This is a genomic window from Aromatoleum petrolei, from assembly GCF_017894385.1.
Lineage (GTDB): Bacteria > Pseudomonadota > Gammaproteobacteria > Burkholderiales > Rhodocyclaceae > Aromatoleum > Aromatoleum petrolei.
In genome coordinates, this window is the sequence record NZ_CP059560.1 from 5,151,370 (window position 1) to 5,173,029 (window position 21,660).

The window sequence follows — 21,660 nt, forward strand, 5'->3', positions numbered from 1 at the left end:
CATTGCCGGCTAAGAGGCACATTAGCCTGCCGGCGTGTCCCCGATCGGAAGCCACAGTCGGACGGAAGTGCCCTGTCCTTGGGTGCTATCCACCTCGAAGCGCCCGCCGTGTTTCTGCGCAATACTGTACGCAACCGACAGACCGAGCCCGGTTCCCTGTCCGATGGGGCGCGTGGTGTAGAAAGGATCGAACATGCGATCGCTGACGTCAGGTGCCATGCCGCAGCCGGTATCGGCAATCTCGACGCATACCTCGTCCAGCCGACACCACGTGCGCAGTGTGATCGTTCCATGATGGTCGATCGCATGGACGGCGTTGAGCAGTATATTCAGAAAGATTTGGTTGAGTTGGACGGCATTGCCGCGTACCGGCGGCAGGGTCGCGTAATCGCGCACTACCTCCGCCTTCTCGCCAATCGCCCCAGCCACCACCTTGAGCGTGGCGTCAAGGCAATGGTTGAGGTTCACGTCTCCCCATTCGGCAGGCGAACTGTCAATTCGAGAGAAGTCCTTTAGATCGCCTACGATGCGGCCCACTCTTTGCAGGCCCTGACGGCTCTCGCGAATCAAGGCCCGGAGATCGTCGCGGAGGAAGTCGAGATCGGTTGATTCGCGCAGCCGCGTGGCCGTCGCACGTGCCGAGGAGTCCTCCGTCGCCGCGATCACGCCCTCGTAGCCCTCGATCAGATTGAGGAGGTCGTGTACATAGGTTTCGAGTGTCGCGAAATTCGAGTTGACGAAGGCAAGGGGGTTATTCATCTCGTGAGCAACCCCGGCGGCCAGTTGCCCCAAACCAGCGAGCTTCTCCGCCTGAATGAGCTGGACCTGCGTTTCGGCAAGACGCGCATTCGTGTCCCGTAGCTGAGTTACGGTTTCCTTCAGCAGTCGCTCGTGCTCTCGACGTTCGGTGATGTCGTGAAAAATGACCACTCCACCCGCCGCGCGCTCGCTGTCCATGAGAAGCGGGGCACTCGTGTATTCGACCGGGAAGCTGCTGCCATTCTTGCGGAAGAAGACCTCATCGTCCCGATGTTCAACGTGCGCATCTTGACGCGAGCGGGCAATCGGACAGTCTGTGAGCGCGTAAGGACGCCCGTCCGCATGATGGTGATGAAACAGCGAGTGGGAAGTCTGGCCAATCACCTCGATGTCCTGATAGCCGAGCATGATCAACGCCGCGGGGTTTATAAACATGATGCGGCCTTCCCCATCAACGCCATAGATCCCTTCCGCGACTGAATTCAACACTGTCTGCAGCTGACGCATCAAGGCGGTGAGCGCGAGGCGGTCGTCGGCTATCTGCGCAATCGTGCGATTGATCGCCGACGCAATCCGCGCCATTTCCGACTCACCCTCTAGGTAAGGGATCTGAACGGATTGCTCCCCGCGCGCAATTGCGTCCAAGGCCTGCTCGATGCCGACAATGCGCTGCATGATGTGTCGACCGAGGTGCACCGAAAAGAAACCGAGGCACAGCAATCCGGTACCGAGGACTGCCGAGACGGCAAGCCGGATATGCAGAATCGATCGTTCCAGGCGTTGGGTTGCCGTAAGGGCATGTTGCTCCTGCAAGGCGGACAGGGCCTGCAGATTTTGAATGAGAGATTGCTGGAGTTGATACCAGCCGGTCTCAGCCAAGTGCGACAATTGCTCCCGGTCGTGCCGCTCGTACGCCCGCTCGGTGTCGTCGAGAAATGCCAAAAGTGTTGGTAGAGCGGATTCGATGTCCGCAATGAGGGCATCCTCGTCGGGATCCTCGAGCCAGTTGCGGTGATCTCGGCGGAAGGTTTCCCACGCCGTCAGCAAGAGCGGTCGTTCCTTAAGCAGCAGCTCCAGCGCACCGAGCGCCGACGCCTGACCCAAGAGGACGGACTGGATTCGGGTATGAATCGACTGAAGTCGCGCTCCGATCGCACGCAATTCGATCGCGGGGAGCATTTCACTTTCGACCACGCGAAGAAAGGCACGGTCCGTTGCCTGCTGGGCCCACACGAACGCGACGGCGAGACACAGCATCACCGCGCCCGTGAAGACAGCCTGAAGGCCGAGGCGTCTGCGAATGCTGAAGTGTCGCGCCATGGTTCGTGCAGTCGTGAGGTGGCTAGGGATGGTACGGCATTCACCACGCACTGACTACAGTGAACCCAGTATGCCGAAAGTTATACACGCACACGACCGTGCTACTTGAAGTCCATCGTCGAGGGCGTGGAGGACCGGGACGCCGGGACCACCTTCGTACGTGTCAATCGGGCGAGGGGCATGCCCTGATTGGTGATGGTCGGCTCGGACGTTATTTCGCCAGATCGGCCGCAGTTCACCCATCTGGGCGTCTCTTTCGCGCTCATCGACCGTTACCTCGGAACCCGTCGAGGGCTCAGAGTTACTTTTGCCGGGCGCAAGACTCCCGGTCGGCGCCTGACCTTGTCGAACAATGAGCAAGACATGTCCTTCATGTCATTATTGGGTATTACGAGTCGCCGAGTTCGGCCAGAACGAAGAGGCGCGTCAGTGCGGCGATGGATTTGATTTCCAGCTTGCGCAACAAGTTGGCCCGGTGCGCATCGACCGTCCGTGAACTGATCCCGAGGATGTCGGCCATTTCCGGAGATGACCGGCCTTCGGTCAGATGTCGTGCCACCTCGACCTCCCGTTCAGTCAATAATTTAAGTTTGGCACGCGCCGCCGCGACCTGAATCCGCCGAGTCCGCCCGGCTCGGGTTTCGGCAATCGCCGCTCGTACGCGTGCGATCAACAGCTCGCTGCTGAGCGGTTTCTCGACGACGGCGAAGGCCCCCGCCTGCATCGCCTGGACGGTGACCGGAACGTCTGCATTGCCCGTGTAGATGATGACCGGAACGTCAATGCCGCGCTCATTCAGGCGATCGAGGAGTTCGAGCCCCCCAATTCTCGGCATCCGCAGGTCAAGGATGATGCAAGCCTCTTCCTTCGGAATGTAGGCAGCGAGAAACGCTTCCGCGCTAGCGAAGCTCTCGACGCGAAAGCCGGCGGAGTGGAAGATGCGTTCGAGTGCCTTTCGAAAAAAATCGTCGTCATCAACGATCACGACCGACTGGTCACCACTCATCAATGCCCCCTGCGTTCGTCGCCTGCGCACCAACCCGCGAAACGGTACTTCGCTCAGGCAAGTGATATGAGAAGAATCGTCACTCTACCGTCACTGCTGCCTACTTTCTAGGTAGATCTGCGTAGACGCTCACGCGTCTCTGCGAATATTCCCGCTGGCCTCCTTTTCGTATTCTGATCCCGGCGTACGCACCTATGGCCTCATGACTATGTGGGCCGGTCGACGCCGATCCCATAACGGAGTTCAGCGTGTTCAAGGTGCAGTTGGTTTGACGCAGCAACGGCTGCTGTCGCGTACCTCGGAAGTAAGCGAGGATCGCAACGGGGGCAGGGGGGACAAAAATGTTAGGGAGACTATCAGCGACGAGCGCGATCAGCATCGCTATGTTGGAAGGCGCATCCAATCGGCGCGGGGCGTCTTCGGACCTCCTTCGTGGCGAGCTCGACGATGCAACGACGCATCGGAAGACGGCCAACGCAATGCGGGTGCAACACGATCGATCCGCCGCGGTCCCGGGCTCAACGCTCGAGCCTGGCTTGCATGAGCGCGTTAGCGTCACGAATGAACTGCCGCAGGCCCACGCCAAAGCACTGGAATTCGTCGTTTCGGCGGAATCCCGGAAGATCTTCGTACGACTTGTGGATCTTGAGCGGGGCGAAGTCATTCGGGAGTATGCGATCGGAAGCGCGCCTCTCGGCGCGGACTCGGTGAACGGATACGTTCCCGGGCGGCTGGTGTCGGTCTCTGCGTGATGCGTGTTGCGAAACAGGGTATGCGCTGCACGGTCGGCTTCAAGTTACAGAGAGCGGATCTGTTCGAAGGGACCGCGTCGCCCTAAACTGAATATCCTCGAGAGACGCTCGGAACCCGTATTTCATTTATGGTGATCGGAAGCCGGCGACATATGCCACACGGGCGGGGCGACCGAGCGGATCGTATGGGCGCGCGCCCCTGCTGCGAATCGGCAGTGGCCTGGCAGCGGGGGCACATGTACGCAGGAGGGCAGCTTGCGCGACTTCGTGGATCTGATGCTCGACACGACCTTCCTCGTCGACCCGCGCGGGCGCATCGTGTACGTGAATGCCGCGTGTCAGCGCATGTTCGGGTACGCGCCTGAGGAGCTCATCGGGCAGCTGTTGTTCGATTACCTTGCACCGGACGACCGGGCAAGAACGCAGGAGGAGGCCCGGCATGTGATGGCGGGGTGCCCTCGAGTCGGCTTCGAGAATCGCTACCTCCGTAAAGACGGCCGTTACGTGAACGTCATGTGGTCCGCCTGTTGGTCTGCAGAGGACCAGTTGCGGATCGGCGTTGCGCGCGACGTCACCCATTTGAAGCGCACGGAGGCTATTCAGCATGCCACTTACGCGATTTCCGAAGCCGCACACAACGCGACCGACCTCGATGGTCTCCTGCGTCAAATTCACCAGATCGTCGCGCGGCTTGTGCCGGTGGCGGGCCTGGCTATCGCCACCTGCGACCGGCGCACAAAGGAGCTGAGTTTTTCCTACCAGATGGATCGGGATGGGAGCTTGCCGGTCCTCGACGAACCGCTGGCGTGCCAGTTTTGTGCTCAAGTGATATGTGGCGGTCGTCCGATGCGGCTGCCGGATACGATGCTGCGCGCGCGATCGGGCGAAGCCCTCTCTCGTCACGACCGCACCGGCTGGCTGGCAATTCCGCTCATCGCGCAGCACGAAACGATTGGGGTCCTGGTGCTGAAAAGCGATCCGGAAACACATCACTCGGACGAGGACAGGGGCCTGCTCCATTTCGTCTCGGAGCAGGTTGCGATCGCGATCGACCGCGCGCAGATGAAAGATGAACTGCTGCGCGCGGCCCGATACGACGAACTGACCGGCTTGCCCAACCGGCGCCTGTTCAAGGACCGTATCAACTCCGCCGTCGCCCGATGTGTCCGCAGCCGGGGCTCCATGGCGGTTCTGTACATCGACGTCGATGACTTCAAGCAGGTCAACGATGCGCTCGGACACGCGACCGGAGACCTGTTGCTTAAGGACATCGCACGCCGACTGCAACTTTGCGTACGTGGGGCAGATACCGTTGCAAGACTTGGAGGAGACGAATTCGTGGTACTGCTCGAAGGCGTCGCGACGCAGGGTGACGCTCAGCTTGTCGTAGTCAAGATTCGTGACGCGATGCTGCCGCCGCTCGATATCGGCGGTCAGTCACTGCGGATACAGCTGAGTATTGGAGTTGCGTTGTATCCCGAGCACGGCCAAGAGCTTGAACAACTTCTGAAACACGCCGATGAGGCCATGTACTCCGATAAACGCAATACCGGCGCGGTACTGACGTATCCCGCGCCGCCCAATCCCATCGGGGGTTCCAGTCCGGCCGATCGGTGAGGACGCCGCATACAGTTTTGCGCTCGCTCGCCCGCCCAACGGTAGCGCCGCTGCATTCGGGTCCCGCAACGTCGGACCGACGATCGCCAAACGCCCTAAATACCTATAATAGTTAAGGATATTCGCGTATGCGTTCGTGCAATACTGTTCGAGCGCAGCATGGGACGGACGCGCGGAGCATTGCTGCATGACGAGGGCGGCGCACGTGAGCGTGAGGCGGTGTCGGGCGTTCCGATTCCCCGCACGACGCTCCCTGCTCGAGTCAAGGTGTCAGGTGGCGAAGGGGCTGACGCATGGACATCGTTTCTGGATTAGTCTGGAGTGCCCGGTCCGGTCCGCGCAGCAATGTGCTGCTGAACATCGCTCTCGCCGGGGCGATGTATGTCGCGGGGGGGCTGGCGGGAAGACTCCTCGCGCTTTCGCCTGGCTATGCCGCGCCGGCGTGGCCCGCCGCCGGGCTGGCGCTTGCGGCTGTTCTCGTCCTCGGCGTACGGTGCTGGCCGGGTGTCTGGGTCGGTGCGTTTCTCCTTGACCTGTGGCTGGATCGGTCCGCAACGGGAGGCGCAGTGGCGGCAATCACCGCCTCAGGGGCAACAATTCAGGCGCTTCTGGGATTCTGGCTGACCCGGCGCTTCGTCGAGGAAACGAGTCCCCATCCCCGCCATGGCGAGCTGTGGCGGCTTTTGTTTCGAGCGGGTCCGCTCGCATGCGTGGCATCGGCGACGATCGGGGTCTTGACGCTGCGCGGTTTCGGCCGCTTGGGCGACGCGGAGATCCTGAACCAGTGGATGGTCTGGTGGGCTGGCGATGTCGTCGGCGTCTTGCTGTGCATGCCGCTCGCCCTTTTGGTGTGGCCGCGTGCGCATCATCCTTGGGCGCGCGATCGGAGCGCGACCGCGCTACCTATCGTCATGACCGTTGCGCTGATCGCGGCGGGAAATGTCGGACTCGCCCGTCTGGAGCAAACGAAGGCGCAACGCGCCACCGAGCGGCTGAAGACTGAAGCGCATCAACTCGGCTTTCTGCCGCTGCCCTCGGCGATCGACGCCCTGATCGACGTCGAGCGTCTCTTCGCTGCCATGGGCGAGGTCACCCCGCGCGAGTTTTCCGTATTCGCCACTCATGTGATGAGTCGGCCGGGTCTGCTGGCTCTCGCATGGCTACCCCGCGTGGAGGCAGCGGAGCGGCCGGCTTTTGAGGCCGCGTTGCGAGGTGCGAGACTGGGCGATTTCCGGATCACCGAGCGGGCGCCCGACGGCGGGTTTTCGGATGCCGCCGCGCGCAGCGTCTATTTTCCCGGACTCTTCATCGAACCGCTGGAGCGCAATCGGGCCGCCCGCGGATTCGATTTCGCCTCACAGGCTGCCCGACGTATGGCGATGGAGCGCGCTCGGGACACTGGGCAGCCGGTCGCGACCGAAGTCCTTCCGCTCGTGCAGAACGGACGGATCGGCGTGCCCGTATTCATTCCGGTCTATCGGCAGGACGCAGCGACGGATCGCACGTCCGTCGCCGCACGGCGAGCGGCGTTGCGCGGATTCGTCATGGGGTCGTTCGAACTCGAGGCTTTGTTTGGCCCGCTCGCAAGTGCGGCGCAGGAACGCGGCCTTGGCTTCCGGGTTTCTGACGTTACGCCCGGAGACGAAGCCCGTGTCCTCGCCGGCACGCTTGCGGTCGATGTCGCCCCGAACTGGAATCGGGATGTGCAATTCGGCGGAAGGCTCTGGCGCCTGGAACTTCAGCACGTGACCGGGCTTTGGAATCCCGGAGCCAGCCTGGGGTCGCGCGCCTTCCTCGGCTTCTCGGTGGTAGCCGCGTTTCTGATTACCCTTGTCGGGCTTGGCACAGCGGGGCGCAAGGCGGCCGTCGAGGCGCTGGTTGCCGAGCGGACGGCAGAACTCGAGCAGGAACTCCGCGCACGGCAGGCCGCCGAAGTGGCGCTTCAGCAAAGCGAAAAGGACTTGGACATCACGCTGCACTCGATCGGGGACGCTGTGATGGCCACAGATGCGAACGGGCGCATCACACGCCTGAATCCGATCGCCGAGCGGCTCACGGGTTGGTCGCTGGATCAAGCGATTGGGCATCCCGTCCAGGAGGTGTTCCGGATCATCAATGAGGAAACGCGCCGTCAGACCGAAGTCCCGATCGACGAGGTCCTCCGGACCGGGGAGATCCATGGCTTGGCCAACCATACCGTCCTCATTGCCCGCGATGGCCGTGAACATACGATTGCCGACAGCGCCGCGCCGATCGTCGATGCAGCAGGGGTGGTGCAGGGCGTCGTGCTGGTGTTCCGCGACGTGACCGATGAGCGTCGAGCCGAAGTGGCGCTCGCGGCTAGCGAAGCGCGCTACCGCCAGTTTATCGAACTGTCGCCATTCGGCGTGTTCTTGCAGTGCGATGGGCGATTCAAGTTTCTTAACCCCAAGGCCATTGCGATGCTGGGGGGGCGATCGGAGGAGCAGTTCATTGGGCGGGAGGTGTTGGACTTCATCCATCCAGAGGATCGGGGTATTGCAGCCGAGCGCATTCGACGCCTCAACGCCGAGTGGCAGTTAGCCTCTTCGATCGAGGAGAAATTGATTCGCCTCGACGGTTCTTGGTTCTATGGAGAAGTCACGGCAGTTCCCTACGAACACCAGGGACGCGTGGGCGCGCTCGTGCTCTTTCAGGACATCACGGCGCGCCGGCAGGCCGAGGAGCAGCGTGATCGCTTCTTTGCGCTCTCGCTCGATCTCCTGTGCATTGCGGGCATGGATGGCTATTTCAAACGGATCAATCCCGCCTTTAGCGGGGTGTTGGGGTGGAGCGAGGACGAGATCCTTGCCCGTCCGTTCATGGCCTTGGTGCATCCTGACGATGTGCCAGCAACCGCGCAGGTAATGGAACGGTTGGCCGCCGGGGACGCATTGCAGAACTTCGAGAACCGCTACCGTACGAAGGATGGCGCTTGGCGCTGGCTCGAATGGAAGGCGTTGCCCCAGCCTGACGGTTTGATCTATGCGACGGCGCGTGATGTGACCGAGCAGCATGATGCAGCACAACGCCTGTCGCACATGAATCGGGCACTCGAACGACGCGTCGTTGAGCGTACTGCCGCGCTGGACGCCCTGAATGCCAAGGAGGAGGAGATCCGAGCGGTGGTTGACCACCTCCTCGAATGCGTCGTCCGCATCGACTCGCGGGGCAAAGTGGTCGGCGTCAATCCTGCGGTGGAGACCATTTTCGGTTACCGGCCCGAGGAGGTCGTTGGGCAGAACGTATCCTGCCTCATTCCCGAACCCCATCGCAGCCAGCATGACCGCTACCTTGACCGTTATCGGCAGACCGGCGAAGCGCATATCATCGGCATCGGCCGCGAGGTCGAAGGGCTGCACAAGGATGGACGCCTCATTCCGCTCGAACTGTCGATCGCCGAATACGCACTGCGTGGCGAGCATTTCTTCATCGGCACACTCCGCGACATCCGCGAGCGCAAGGCATTGATTGCCGAACTGAGCGCAGCGCGGACCGATGCCGAGCAGGCAAGCCGGGCAAAATCGGCGTTCCTTGCCACGATGAGCCATGAGATCCGCACGCCGATGAACGGGGTGATCGGCATGGTCGACGTGCTCGCCAACAGCCGCCTGTCGGAACACCAGTCCGATCTCATCCGGACGATCCGAGAGTCCGCCTCCGCCTTGCTCGGGATCATCGACGACATTCTGGATTTCTCCAAGATCGAGGCGGGCAGGCTGGAGATCGAACGGGCACCGCTGTCGATCGCGGATCTGGTCGAAGGGTTGTGCAATTCTCTGGTTCCCGTGGCGGCCCGTCGAGGCGTCGAACTCGCCCTGTTCATCTCGCCCGATGTTCCGGAGCGGGTGCTCTCGGACGACGTACGCCTGCGCCAGGTGCTGTACAACCTTGTCGGCAACGCGATCAAGTTCTCCGCCGGCCGTCCCGACGTGCGTGGCCGCGTGTCGGTTCGCGTCGAGGTCGCGGAGCAGATGCCGTTCCGCCTCGCCATCCGCATCGCCGACAACGGCATCGGCATAGCACCGGAGACCCTCGGCAGCCTGTTCGCCCCCTTCAGCCAGGCGGAAGCTTCGACCACTCGCCGTTTTGGTGGTACCGGCCTCGGCCTTGCGATTTGCCGCCGACTGGTGGACCTGATGGACGGCGAAATCGTGGTCGAGAGTTTGCCTGGGGCTGGTTCCCGCTTCACCGTCACGCTCCCCTTCGAAATCGCCGGCGAACAACCTGCGCGCGCACTCCCGGACCTCAAAGCGATCGACTGCATCCTGATCGAAAATGCAGACCTGAATGCGAGCGACTTGCGTGCCTACCTCGAACACGCCGGCGCCCGCGTATTCGTGGCGAGCGATGAGCGCGCCGCGGCGGAGCAGGCCGCCCGGGTGGCGGGACCGGCGGTCGTGATCGCGTATGCCGACCACCGACGCGAGCAGACTAGCGATGTCCTGAAGGACATCCCGAATGCGCACAGGTTGTACATCACGCACGGGCGCCGACGGCGCGCCCGGGTGGCGGGACCGGATCGGGTCATCCTGGACGGCGATGCCTTGAGGCGCCAGGCCCTCCTGCACGCGGTGGCCGTGGCGGCGGGCCGTGCGTCGCCCGAAATCGTCCACGACAGTGGCAGTGGCGTCCAGGAGGACGACGAGGCGCCGCCGCCATCCGTCGCTGAGGCCCGCGCTCTCGGTCGGCTGATTCTGGTGGCGGAAGACGACGAGATCAACCAGAAGGTCGTCCTGCAACAGCTCGCGCTACTCGGTTTTGCCGCCGAGGTCGCCTCCACGGGCATCGAGGCGCTGCGGATGTGGCGCAACGGGCATTACGCGCTCGTGCTGACCGATCTTCACATGCCCGAAATGGATGGCTACGCGCTCGCGGAAGCGATTCGTCGGGAAGAGGCCGGGCGGCGACGCATACCCATTCTCGCCCTCACAGCCAACGCGTTGCGCGGCGAGGCGAATCGGGCCCACGCGATGGGAATGGACGAATATTTGACCAAGCCGATCCAGATCCATGTGCTTCGCGCCGCGTTGGAGAAATGGCTGCCGGTGCCCAGAGCCTCGCATGCGGCGCCCCCCCTGACCGCATCCACCCGGGCAGCATCCCCGACGCCTGTTGTGGACGTCGCGGTTCTGCGGGCGCTCGTTGGCGACGACAAGGAAACCGTGTGCGCCATTCTTGGGGACTATCTGGTCGTCGCCAGGCAACAGGCGGCGGAGTTGCAAGCCGCATTTGCCGACGGGGACATCCGTACCGTCGGCGCGCTTGCGCACCGTCTCAAAGCGTCCTCGCGCGCGGTCGGCGCCGCAGCGCTGGGGGATCTCTGTGCGGAACTCGAGAATGCGGGGCGTGCCGAAGATCGGGAGGCCATCGCACACCGGATCGCCCAGTTTGATCTCATCCTCGGCACAGTACTGGCCGAGATCGCGGTACTCATTGAACAGAACACGTCATGAACAATCAGGAGGCGATGATGAACATACTGCTGATCGATGACGACCCCATCATGCTCAGGCTGCTCGCGCACCAGTTGTCCCGACTCGGTGCGGGGGAGGTGACGTCCTGCGAGCGGGCGCGCGACGCGCTGGTCGTCCTCGACCAGCGCGGAGTCGCCGTCGATCTGATCTTTTGCGACCTGCAGATGCCGGAAATGGACGGCGTCGAGTTCGTCCGGCAACTCGTGCGGATCGGTTTCACAGGGTGCCTGGTATTGGTCAGCGGCGAAGATGCGCGAATTCTCCAAACGGCGGAACGGCTCGCCCGGGCGCACAGGCTGGATGTGCTCGGCGGACTGCAGAAACCCGTTTCGCCGATCCAGTTGCAGCAGCTTCTCGCCCACATGTCCGACCGCCCCACGCCAAAGCCCCGCGCGCACCGCAAACGCTATAGCGCCGAGGAGTTGCGACTCGCCATCGCGGGTGGGCAATTGATCAACCACTATCAGCCAAAAGTGGCGTTTGCCTCCGGAGCCATCACGGGGGTCGAAACCTTGGTACGCTGGGACCACCCCGAAGATGGCCTGGTCTTTCCCGATCAGTTCATCGACCTGGCGGAAGAATGTGGCCTCATCGATGCCCTGACGCAGACGGTGTTGGACAGCGCGCTGAAACAGGCCCGCCGTTGGCAAGCGGCGGAGCTGTCCCTGCCGTTGGCCGTCAACGTTTCCATGGACAACCTCACACGCCTCGAATTTCCCGAACTCGTGGAGCAGCGGGTGGCCGAGGCGGGCATCGCCCCAAGTTATCTCACGCTGGAGGTGACCGAAAGCCGGCTGATGAAGAATCGGCTGGAGTCGCTGGATATCCTGACGCGGCTGCGCCTCAAACGGTTCGGCCTGTCGATCGACGACTTCGGCACTGGCCACTCGTCGCTCGTGCAGTTACGCGATATCCCGTTTACCGAACTGAAGATCGATCGCGACTTCGTCCGTGGAGCCCCAAACGACGCGTCGGCTCGGGCGATCCTCGAGGCAAGTCTGAGCATGGCGCAGCAGCTCGGGATGACGACGGTGGCCGAAGGCGTTGAAGACCTCGAGGACTGGGACTTCCTGCGCGCCAGGGGAGTTGATGTCGCACAGGGCTGGTTCATCGCCAAGCCGATGCCGGCGGACGACTTGTCCGCATGGATCGCGGCGTGGGAGCTACGCCGTCCCGTCTTGCTGGGGAGGCCGCAATGAGTGCGAACACACGGATCGCGGGCGCCACCGACGGCGTCGCAGATGCGGTGAGAAAATGGCTGCTCGATGAGTTAGAGACCTGATCGATCGGCATCAAGGGTTGCAGCGCTATTTGCCACGCCAGCCGTTTTGTGCAGGCGCACTGTTCGGAGCGGTGTTCCCGCGCACCCTCCGGTGCGCGGAATTTGTCACGCGAATCGCTTTACTGCGGTCCGTCGCAGCCCAAAATGGGCATAACATGACTATAAAGCGCTAATTAAAAACAATAAGACTCGGAATTTCCGTGATGCCGGGACAGGTGGCACGTATCGCTTGGCCCATTTTTTTCTTCGGTGTCCCAACAACGCTGCCCTTCCAGCCGGAGAGGAATTAGTCCGTGACTGCTCGTCTTCCCATCGGTCTGGCCAACCGCCTGCAGGTGGTGGTTGCGCTCACGCTGTCGCCGCTACTGCTGCTGCTCACCTACTGGAGCTGGAACGACTTCCGTGAGGCCGAGGCGCGCGCGCGCACCACCGCCCAACGCATTGCGTCCAATACGGCGCTACGCATCGAGGAGCACCTGGGTGGGTTGCGCCAGTCCCTCCTCACGCTGGCCCAGGCAGGTGAGCTCGGCAACTTGCCCTTCGAGCAGTGCGCGGCGTTGCTTGCGCGGGCTCACTCGGTGCTTCCGGAGTTTCTCGCGCTCAGCGTCGCGGCGCCCGAAGGACCGGTACGGTGCGGGTCGCGACCCCTTGCGAGTGCGATTACCGCAGCCGGCCGCCCGTATTTCCAGCGCGCCCTCGAGACGCGCGAGTTTGCCGTCGGCGAGTTCCAGATCGGACGCGCGACCGGGCGTCCATCGATCAATCTCGCTTATCCGCTGACGGGCGATGGCGTCGCGGTCACTGCGGTGCTCATCGCGCCGATGAGCACCGCGGCCTTTGCCGAGTTTGTTACCGACACCCGTCTGCCAGCTAATGCGCGCCTGACGCTGATTGATCGCACGGGCACGGTGGTCTCCCGCAGCGGCGAGGATGGCGAGCGCTGGGTAGGCCGCCAACTTCCCGAGGCGCCGCTGATCCGCGAGGTGCTTGCGCGCGGCGAGGGTCTCGCCGACCTTAAGGGCCTCGACGGCAATTTCCGGCTACATGCCTTCGCACCGGTGCGGTCACGGCAGGAGCCGGTTTTCTACGCCATTGTCGGCATCGACCGGGAGGATCTGGTGGCCGATGCGTGGGTGCGGCTCGCCCAGCGGATGGGATGGCTTGCGCTGATTGTTGTCCTCGCCCTCGCTGCGGCGGCGGCGAGCAGCCGGCGTATGATCGTGCACCCGGTGCAGAGCCTCACCACCATGGCCGGCCGGCTGCGCACCGGCGACCTTGCGGCGCGCAGTGGCTTGGCGCATTCGCCCGACGAGCTCGGACAGCTCGCTCACGCCTTCGATGATTCGACCGCAGCGCTGCAGGACGCGCTTGCGGCAACCCGGCGCGGCCAGGAAGAACTCGCCGCGCTCAACCGCGATCTCGAACGCCGCGTCACCGAGCGCACTGCCGCGCTGGAGGAGGCCAACCGGGAGCTCGTGCAGGGGGCGAACTACGACGTCGGGCACGGCGAGGCCTTGCGCCTGATGAACACGTTGCATGACCGTCCAGCGTTGCTCGCAGCGGTGCTGGCGCTGCTCGCCGAGCGTTTTGCCTACCCCGCCGGTGCCGTGTACGCATTTGACGAATGGCACGGCGACTACGCCTTCGAGGCGGGGTATGGCGTCTCCGCCCGGCTCGCCCGCCGCTTTACCGCCGGCGAGGGCCTGCTCGGCGAGGCGGCGCGGCGCGGAGAGGTGGTCGTCGTCGAGTCTCCCTCCACGATGGAAGGGTTCGCACTTGAGGCGGGGATTGTCGACCTCGTGCCGGCGGCCGTCGTGATCGCTCCAGTGGTTTATCAGGAAAGCCGTCTGGGCCTCATGGTTCTGCTCGCGTCGCGCGTGCCGAACGATCGGGACCGGACCTTCATCGGGCGACTCTGCGCCCAGCTCGCAGTCGCGCTGCACAACCTGCGCCAGTACGAAGACGTGCGACTGCTGGCGACCCAGTTGCGCGCGCGGGGTGAGGAGATCGGCGCCAAGAACGCCCAGCTTGAAGAGGCCAATCGCCTGAAGTCTGAATTTCTTGCCACGATGTCGCATGAACTCCGCACGCCACTCAATGCGATCATCGGCTTCTCGGAAATTCTCAAGGACGGTATGGCCGGCGAGCTCGCGCCGCGGCAGCTCGAGTTTTGCGAGGAGATCTTCGGCAGCGGGCGGCACTTGCTGGCGCTCATCAACGACGTCCTGGATCTATCCAAAATCGAGGCGGGGCGGATGGATCTCGAGCTCGAAACGGTGCTCTTGGGCGAAGTGCTGCGCAACAGCCTCTCCGTGGTCAAGGAACAGGCCAACGCGCATCGGCAGGCCCTCGAGCTGGAGTTGGGCGACAGTCCCGCCGAGTTGGTCGCCGATCCACGCAAGCTCAAACAGATTCTCTACAACCTGCTCTCCAACGCCGTGAAATTCACGCCCGACGGCGGTCGAGTCTGCGTTAGCGCCCGACTATGCGGAACCGCAGACGTACAGGCCGCCCTCGCGGACCGGCCGGGGCGTGCGCGCGGGGTCGCGGAAGGCGCCTTCAGCCGCTTCGTCGAGATCGCCGTGCGCGACACGGGCATCGGCATCGCCGGCACCGACCTCGGCAAGCTCTTCCAGCCCTTCACCCAGGTCGACAGCGACTTGTCGCGGCGCTACGCCGGCACCGGCCTCGGATTGGCGATGGTGGCCAAGCTGATCGAGCTGCATGGCGGCGCCGTGGCGGTCGATAGCGTCCCCGGCGAGGGCAGCACTTTCTTCGTCTGGCTACCGGTGCGTGAGACCGCTCTGCCTTTGGAAACGAAGGCCATGGAGCGGGTGGTGGCCGCGCCGCCGTCGGGGTCGCGCGTGCTGGTGGTCGAGGACGATCCCGCGGCCTTCGGGCTGATCCGCAGTCAACTCGAGGACGAAGGTCTCGAGGCCGTGCAGGCCGAGACGGGCGAGATCGCCGAGAAGCTGCTTGCCCAGACGAAGTTTGATCTGATCATCCTCGATATCCTTCTGCCCGGCGTCGATGGGTGGGAACTGCTCGCACGCCTTAAGGGTAATCCTGCGCGCGCCGCCACGCCGGTCGTGATCATCTCGGTGGTCGCCGACACGCGGCGCGGCCTGTCGCTGGGCGCCGCTGACGTGCTGCAGAAGCCGGTCGGTCGTGAAGAACTGCTCGACGCACTGGGACGACTGGGCTTCGTCGAAGATGGGGGGCGGCCGCGGCGGGTGTTGGTGGTGGACGACGATCCGCATGCGGTCGAAATCGTCGCCAGCCACCTTGAACAGGCGCGATTTGCGGTGAGCCGCGCCTACAGCGGCGCTGAAGCGGTCGAGGGGGCCCAGCGCGAGCATCCCGCGCTGATCATTCTCGACTTGCTGATGCCGGAGATGAGTGGTTTTGAGGTGGTCGAAAGCCTGAAGTCGCACTCCGCTACCGCGACGATCCCGATCATGGTATTGACCGCCAAGGAACTGACAGTGGAAGATCGCGCAGCGCTCAACGGCCATGTTGAGAGGATCGTGGGCAAGGCCCATTTCAACCACGGACGCTTCGTCGGGGAGGTCCGGCGCGCGCTGCAGCGGCATCCGGAGATCTAGATGGCAACCATCCTGCTCGTCGAAGACAACCCGGCAAACATGAAGCTCGCTGCCTTCGTGCTGGCGCAGGGCGGGCACGACGTATTGTGCGCGACGAGCGCCGACGAGGCGCTGGTGCTGGTGCGAGAGCGCCAGCCGGCGCTCGTGCTGATGGACGTACAGCTGCCCGGGATGGATGGTCTCACCGCCACACGCCAGCTCAAAGACGACCCGTCGACGCGCGCCATTCCAGTTATCGCGCTCACCGCCTTCGCGATGCGGGGCGATGCCGAGCGTATCCGCGCGGCCGGTTGCGACGGTTATATCGCCAAGCCCATCCGTTATCAGCAGTTGCTGGGCGAGGTCGCGCGCGCGCTGGAGAACAACAATGAGAACAACCCCGTGGGCAGATCATGAACACACCCAACACCCCGTATCTGCTGATCGTCGATGACGATCCGCGCAACCGGCGCGTGCTCGAAGCCATGCTGGCCGGCGAGGGCTACCGGGTCGTCAGCGTGGGCTCGGGGCGCGAGTCGCTGGCAGCGGTCGGCGCCGAACCGCCCGCGGTCATCCTGCTCGACCTGATGATGCCGGAAATGGACGGTTTCGAAGTGGTGCGCCGACTGCGCGCCGATGCGGCGACACAGACCATCCCGATCGTCGCCGTGACGGCGATCGACGATGCGGGCTCGCGCGCGCGCCTGGCCGCCGCCGGCGTGGTCGACGTGCTTGGGAAACCGGTCGAACGCTGGACTCTGCGTGCCTGCCTCGGGCGCCTCCTGGAGAAACGATGATGGCCGACGATTCGTCTGCGCTGCGGGAGCTTGAGCATCTCAACCGCTTGTATGCGATGCTTAGTGCGGTGAACCGGGCGATCGTGCGCAGCGACGACGTCCAGTCGCTGTTCACGGAGGCATGCCGCATTTCGGTCGAGAAAGGGGGATTCGCTGCTGCCTGGATCGGGCTGTTTGAGCCGGGCGAAAACCGGCCACGGATCAATGCGCGCGCCGGAGTTAGCGTGCCTTCGCCGCAGTGCGCGGCTTGCGGCGATGAATGTCCGCTGCGTGCGGGACAGCCCTGCCGCCTCGATGATCTTGCCGCCAACGCATCCGCGGTGGGCTGGCGTGCATTGGCCCGCGACGCCGGCCTGCGCGCAAGCATAGCGCTGCCGCTGCACAACGGTACGGAACTGGTCGGAGCGTTTGGCATCGCCACGCAGCAGCCGCAGGGGTTCACCGAGGCTGACCGTCGCCTGCTCGACGAAGTCGCGGCGGATGTGTCTTACGCGCTCGCCGCACTGCATCGCGAGCAGGCGCGCGTCGCCGATCAGTCACGCATCGAGTTCCTCGCCTATTACGATGCCCATACCGGCCTGCCCAATCGTGCTTTGTGCGAGCGGCGGCTGCGCGAGGCGACGACGCGCGGCGAGCGCCTCGCCATCCTCGTGGTCGAGTTGGGCGTGTTCCACGATGCTGCGCGCCTCTTCGGTCCAGGCGGAGCCGTGCTCATCGCGCGCGAGGCCGCGCGTCGGCTCGAGGCGGGCCTTCCGCAGGCCGGCGTCGCGCGCATTGCCGAGAACGCCTTCGCGCTGTGGGTTCCGGGGCTGCCCGCAGACGAGGAGACCCGTGACATGGCCGCGAGGGTAGCGTTGGGGATTGGCGAACTGCTCGCACCGGCCCTGCGCATCGAGGGGCAGGATCTGTATGCCGCCCCTTTTGTCGGCATCGCGCTCCATGCGGGTGACGGGGCGACCGAGGAGACGCTGCGCCAGGCCGTGGTGGCGGCGGGGCGTCGGCGCGGTACGGCCGATGCCAGCTACTGTTTCTATGCCGGTGAAATGGCGAACAGCTCGCTGCGGCGATTCGATCTCGATGCAGCCCTGCGCCGGGCGCTCGACCGCGGCGAGTTCCTGCTGCACTACCAGCCGCAGGTGGACCTCGCTAGCGGTGAGGTCATCGGCGCCGAGGCCCTGCTGCGTTGGAATCGGCCCGGCGTCGGACTGGTGTCGCCGCTGGAGTTCATTCCAGTGCTGGAGAGCAATGGGCTCATCGGCGCAGTCGGCGAATGGGTGCTCGACGAGGCCTGCCGCAGCTGCCGCGACTGGCAGGAATTCGGCGGAGCGCCTTTGCGGGTCGGCGTGAACCTCTCCGCGCGCCAGTTCCGCGACGGCGACGTCGGTGCCGTGGCGCGCCACGCGATCGACCGCAGCGGCCTCGATCCGCGGCTGCTCGAGCTTGAACTGACCGAAAGCATTGTCCTGCAGGATGCCGACAGCGTGATTCGCTGCCTGCGTGAGTTACGCAGTGACGGCATCGGTACCGCGCTCGACGATTTCGGCACCGGCTACTCGTCATTGAGTTATCTGCAGCGGCTGCCCGTGGATCGCATCAAGATCGACCGCTCCTTCGTCACCGATCTGACCAGCAATCCCAACAGCAGCGCGATCGCCCGCGCGGTCGTCGGTATGACGCATAGCCTCGGCATGACGGCGATCGCTGAAGGAGTCGAGACGGAGGGGCAACTCGGGTACCTGCGCGGCCTCGGCTGCGAAGCCATGCAGGGCTACCTGTTCAGTCCGCCGCTTCCCGGCGACGCTTTCGTCAATCTGTTGCGTGACGGGTGCCGCATGGCGTCGGGCGACGCCGCGACGGAAGGCAAACGCATCCTGCTGGTGGTCGACGACGAGCCCAACGTGCTAAACGCGCTGCGTCGAGTGTTCCACCGCAAGCGTGTGCAGGTGTTCACCGCTACCAGCCCGCACGAAGCCTTCGAGTTGCTCGCCCGGCACCCTGTCGGCGTGGTGGTGTCCGACCAGCGCATGCCCAGCATGTCGGGCACCGAATTTCTGCGCCGCGTGAAGGCCCTGCATCCGGACACCGTGCGCATCGTGCTGTCAGGCTATACGGAACTCGGCGCGGTGATCGAAGCGGTGAACCACGGGGCAATCTACAAGTTTCTGACCAAGCCTTGGGAGGATGAGGGAATACGCTCAATCATCGACGAGGCTTTCGGGATATTCGAGCTGGCGCAGCAGAATCGTGTGCTGACGGAGAGACTGGCGACCGTGCTCGCCGCCTCGATTCCGTCGCCGGCGCGATCGGCCACCGCACACGGTCGCCACTAAAGACGGGAAAGGGGCGCGTGTCGGGCGCCCTTGCCTGTCAAGTGTCGCCGGATGTGCGCACCGCACGTGACATGGGACTCCGCTTTGCGCCCTCTACCACGACGAATGTAGATTTCATTGCCCGCACGAAGCCGACAACACCCTTGTTGTCGACTGTGCTATTTAGGCGATGGACGTACGTACAGGGCAGTGCGTACTCGCTGGTGACGTAATCAAGGATGTGCCCGACAGGGTGAATCGGGGCCTTGCCGGGCCTAGGCAGGCTTGTCGGCTCGAAGTCAGGCAAATTCGTCGGCTTCGCGCTCGACGGCGTCCAACATGCCGACAGGGCGGGGAAGGCCGCGCGATGATTTGTCAGACGCGGGCATCCGTGCCTCAATGTTCTTCTTGAACGTGTTGCTGGCGTGAAACACCACCACGCGGCGTGCGGTGATCACGGCCGTTTCGCCGGTCTTGGGATTGCGCCCCGGGCGCGAGGACTTGTCGCGTAACTGGAAACCGCCGAAGCCGGACAGTTTGACGTCCTCGCCCTTTTCAAGCGCCGCGCTGATCTCCTCGAAAAAAGCATCGGTCAGTTCGCTCGCCTCGCGTTTGTTGAGGCCGATGGTGTCGATGATGCGTTGTATCAGGTCGACCCTGGTCAAGGTCATGGCGGTTCTGCCCTTGTACGCGTGTTGTGAGTGAGATGCCCGAATTCTGCCATAGGCGCTCGACCGGGAACCTACCTCTGCCATCGGGTAGGTCGGACGGCGCTCGGACTGAACCGGCCGGCGGGAGCAGGCCAGCCGCGAGCGATCGCACGATCCGACCGGCCCCGGACCATCGATGTCGCCCACTATGACTTTCGGAAAGCGGGTCCATCAGCACAACGCTTAAGACAAGGAACGGCGTTGATGCGAGCAGTGCCGTCCGATAGATACAACGGCCCAGAAAGTCCCATCGATGCACCGTACGCGAATCGCGCTCACGAACTTGTGCATTTGGCCTTCGCCACCCAAAAACGTCGCTTGCTGTCCTGCAATCCGGTGCTATACCGACACAATGCTAGAAGACATTGCCGCCCATCTCGCATAGTCAAATCGGGCGGGCAGGGGCGTAAGCCGTGCGAGAGGAAAGGGCGTTTCGGCCTTCGCGCAGTAATGTCAACGTTTTTCGGTGGATTCAGCGACGCAATGATGATGTCGGCCGTGCTCTTCCTATTAGGCATATGATGCCGCGAGGGGCATTAGCGAGTTTGCGTAGAAGTTGTGCTGCCCGGAGCTTCTTCTTATGGCTAACAGCTCAGTCATCACAGTGCCAGGAAGGCCTGGATTTAATGGTCTTTTGTGGTGGTTTCAAGGGCCGACGAGCAGTCTGGATCAGTTTTCGTTCGAGCTCGATGGTAGCCCGATCACAGTGGAGGCTGGTTCCGTCCGGTTGATTCCGTTGACCGGCCTGGGAGGGAGCCCCTCCGGCTCTCCTGCCGATCGAAGTTTTCTGCTGATTACATCGCATGCGGGACAGAAGCCGGGCACAGCGCACCAGCTACGAGTGACTTGCGCGGGCCAGACGAGCAACATTGCACGCTCTAGGACCCTACCCGAAACTCCGGATACCCTTGAAATCGTCCTGGCAAGCTGCTTTTACCGGCAGAACAATCGAATGACGGGCGCTATGCCTCTGCCCAAGCGATTCATGCCGCCAAACCCGCCGCCTCATCTGAAGATCCTTAGCGGCGACCAGATCTACCTCGATCTCAGCGGTGTCGGCTTGCCGGTCTTTAATATGAAGAATCCGTGGGACGACTACGCACGCCAGTGGCGTGACCCAAAATTTCTCGCTTGGTTGAGTTCCGGACCTAACATCTGCATGGCCGACGACCATGAATTTTGGAACAACTACCCGAAGAAGATCCGCCTGGCGAAGTTTGCCTCCTCAATCTTCAAGATTCCTGCTCGGGAAGTCATTGATGAAATGCACTGGGGATTCCTCGTCTATCAGGCTGCCCTCAATGCGGACCCCGATCACCTACTGGCGAATCCTGTCGCATTACTCGACCCAGATGACTTGAAATGTTTTGAGTTCCCGAACCCGGCGACCACCCCTCAGTTCACACGCGGGTTCAGCGCCTTCTTTCTCGATACTCGAACTGAACGAGCAGAGTCTCCTGAGGGAGGGTTCACCAAGGCGGCGTGGCTTCGTCGGGCAATCGACTGGATTGAACAACGCAACGGCCCAGGATTCCTCGTTACTTCACAGCCATTGCTTGGCGAACCCAGCAAGTCTGAGACAGACCTCGCGTACTTCAAGAATCAGTTCTTCGACCTATGGCATGCGATCCAGGCCAGCAAACATCAGCTGACGTTGCTCACGGGTGACATTCACTGGAGCAGAGCTCAGGAGATTGCAAGCATAGCCGGGGCGGTCCCTCACTACGAGGTCGTATCATCGGCGATCTCTCGCATTGCCCTATACGACCCGACGGCCTCATTGGGGCGAGTGCGAACCCAAACAAAGCTCGGGAATACACGTGTTGCCACCGCGGTTCGATTAGCAGACAGCAACGCGGCCCAGAATTTCGCGGTCCTTACGTTCGCCGCTGGCGCCCGTGGCGGCCTGAAATGCACCGTCCAGTGGTGGCAGTTTGACGAGAACGGAGCAATCTCCTTGGCCGACGTTTATCCCGGCTGGGGAGACTTGTTCCGCCGAAAGATGAAGGTGGAGTTCGAGATAGCTTAG

Annotated in this window: 11 protein-coding genes; 8 read left to right on the plus strand and 3 right to left on the minus strand. The window is 63.2% G+C overall.

The features are described 5' to 3' along the window. Positions 1-21: 21 nt before the first annotated feature. Both ToN1_RS23565 and ToN1_RS23570 read right to left on the minus strand, forming a co-directional pair. Entirely contained in the window at positions 22-2,079 is a 2,058-nt protein-coding gene (locus tag ToN1_RS23565) for an ATP-binding protein (protein WP_169205628.1), read from the minus strand. A 388-nt stretch (positions 2,080-2,467) separates the two neighbouring features. Next, complete coding sequence (locus tag ToN1_RS23570; RefSeq protein ID WP_169205627.1) at positions 2,468-3,085, minus strand: response regulator transcription factor; 618 nt, start codon at positions 3,083-3,085, stop codon at positions 2,468-2,470. A gap of 1,007 nt (positions 3,086-4,092) precedes the next feature. Between ToN1_RS23570 and ToN1_RS23575 the strand changes: the two genes are divergently transcribed. The 7 genes from ToN1_RS23575 (at position 4,093) to ToN1_RS23605 (ending at position 18,942) form a co-directional block, all read left to right on the plus strand. Beyond that, positions 4,093-5,454, plus strand: coding sequence for a sensor domain-containing protein (locus ToN1_RS23575; RefSeq protein ID WP_244860873.1), 1,362 nt, complete (start codon positions 4,093-4,095; stop codon positions 5,452-5,454). A 293-nt stretch (positions 5,455-5,747) separates the two neighbouring features. Continuing rightward, positions 5,748-10,928, plus strand: a complete 5,181-nt coding sequence (locus ToN1_RS23580) for a PAS domain S-box protein (RefSeq protein WP_169205626.1) — start codon at positions 5,748-5,750, stop codon at positions 10,926-10,928. After that, positions 10,925-12,148: an EAL domain-containing response regulator gene (locus tag ToN1_RS23585; protein WP_244860874.1), complete on the plus strand. Its 1,224-nt coding sequence runs from the start codon at positions 10,925-10,927 to the stop codon at positions 12,146-12,148. Before ToN1_RS23580 ends, ToN1_RS23585 begins: the two co-directional genes overlap by 4 nt. Positions 12,149-12,524: 376 nt before the next feature. Continuing rightward, a complete protein-coding gene (locus tag ToN1_RS23590; RefSeq protein ID WP_169205625.1) occupies positions 12,525-15,836 on the plus strand; it encodes a response regulator in 3,312 nt (1,103 codons plus the stop codon). Beyond that, complete coding sequence (locus ToN1_RS23595) at positions 15,837-16,232, plus strand: response regulator (RefSeq protein WP_169205624.1); 396 nt, start codon at positions 15,837-15,839, stop codon at positions 16,230-16,232. It abuts the gene before it with no gap. Further along, entirely contained in the window at positions 16,229-16,612 is a 384-nt protein-coding gene (locus ToN1_RS23600) for a response regulator (protein WP_169205623.1), read from the plus strand. The genes ToN1_RS23595 and ToN1_RS23600 overlap by 4 nt, the downstream gene beginning before the upstream one ends. Continuing rightward, on the plus strand, positions 16,609-18,942 hold the full coding sequence (locus ToN1_RS23605; RefSeq protein ID WP_210147919.1) for an EAL domain-containing protein: 2,334 nt from the start codon (positions 16,609-16,611) through the stop codon (positions 18,940-18,942). Before ToN1_RS23600 ends, ToN1_RS23605 begins: the two co-directional genes overlap by 4 nt. A 278-nt stretch (positions 18,943-19,220) precedes the next feature. On the opposite strand, the gene ToN1_RS23610 is transcribed toward ToN1_RS23605, so the two are convergent. Then, positions 19,221-19,592: an integration host factor subunit alpha gene (locus ToN1_RS23610; protein WP_018990567.1), complete on the minus strand. Its 372-nt coding sequence runs from the start codon at positions 19,590-19,592 to the stop codon at positions 19,221-19,223. Between the two features lie 619 nt (positions 19,593-20,211). On the opposite strand from ToN1_RS23610, the gene ToN1_RS23615 reads away from it, so the two are divergent. Then, entirely contained in the window at positions 20,212-21,660 is a 1,449-nt protein-coding gene (locus tag ToN1_RS23615; protein ID WP_169205622.1) for an alkaline phosphatase D family protein, read from the plus strand.

Coding starts and splice junctions, on each gene's coding strand:
- ToN1_RS23565 (WP_169205628.1), bottom strand. CDS start 2,079: ATGGCGCGACACTTCAGCATTCGCAGACGCCTCGGCCTTCAGGCTGTC.
- ToN1_RS23570 (WP_169205627.1), bottom strand. CDS start 3,085: ATGAGTGGTGACCAGTCGGTCGTGATCGTTGATGACGACGATTTTTTT.
- ToN1_RS23580 (WP_169205626.1), top strand. CDS start 5,748: ATGGACATCGTTTCTGGATTAGTCTGGAGTGCCCGGTCCGGTCCGCGC.
- ToN1_RS23585 (WP_244860874.1), top strand. CDS start 10,925: ATGAACAATCAGGAGGCGATGATGAACATACTGCTGATCGATGACGAC.
- ToN1_RS23595 (WP_169205624.1), top strand. CDS start 15,837: ATGGCAACCATCCTGCTCGTCGAAGACAACCCGGCAAACATGAAGCTC.
- ToN1_RS23600 (WP_169205623.1), top strand. CDS start 16,229: ATGAACACACCCAACACCCCGTATCTGCTGATCGTCGATGACGATCCG.
- ToN1_RS23605 (WP_210147919.1), top strand. CDS start 16,609: ATGATGGCCGACGATTCGTCTGCGCTGCGGGAGCTTGAGCATCTCAAC.
- ToN1_RS23610 (WP_018990567.1), bottom strand. CDS start 19,592: ATGACCTTGACCAGGGTCGACCTGATACAACGCATCATCGACACCATC.
- ToN1_RS23615 (WP_169205622.1), top strand. CDS start 20,212: ATGGCTAACAGCTCAGTCATCACAGTGCCAGGAAGGCCTGGATTTAAT.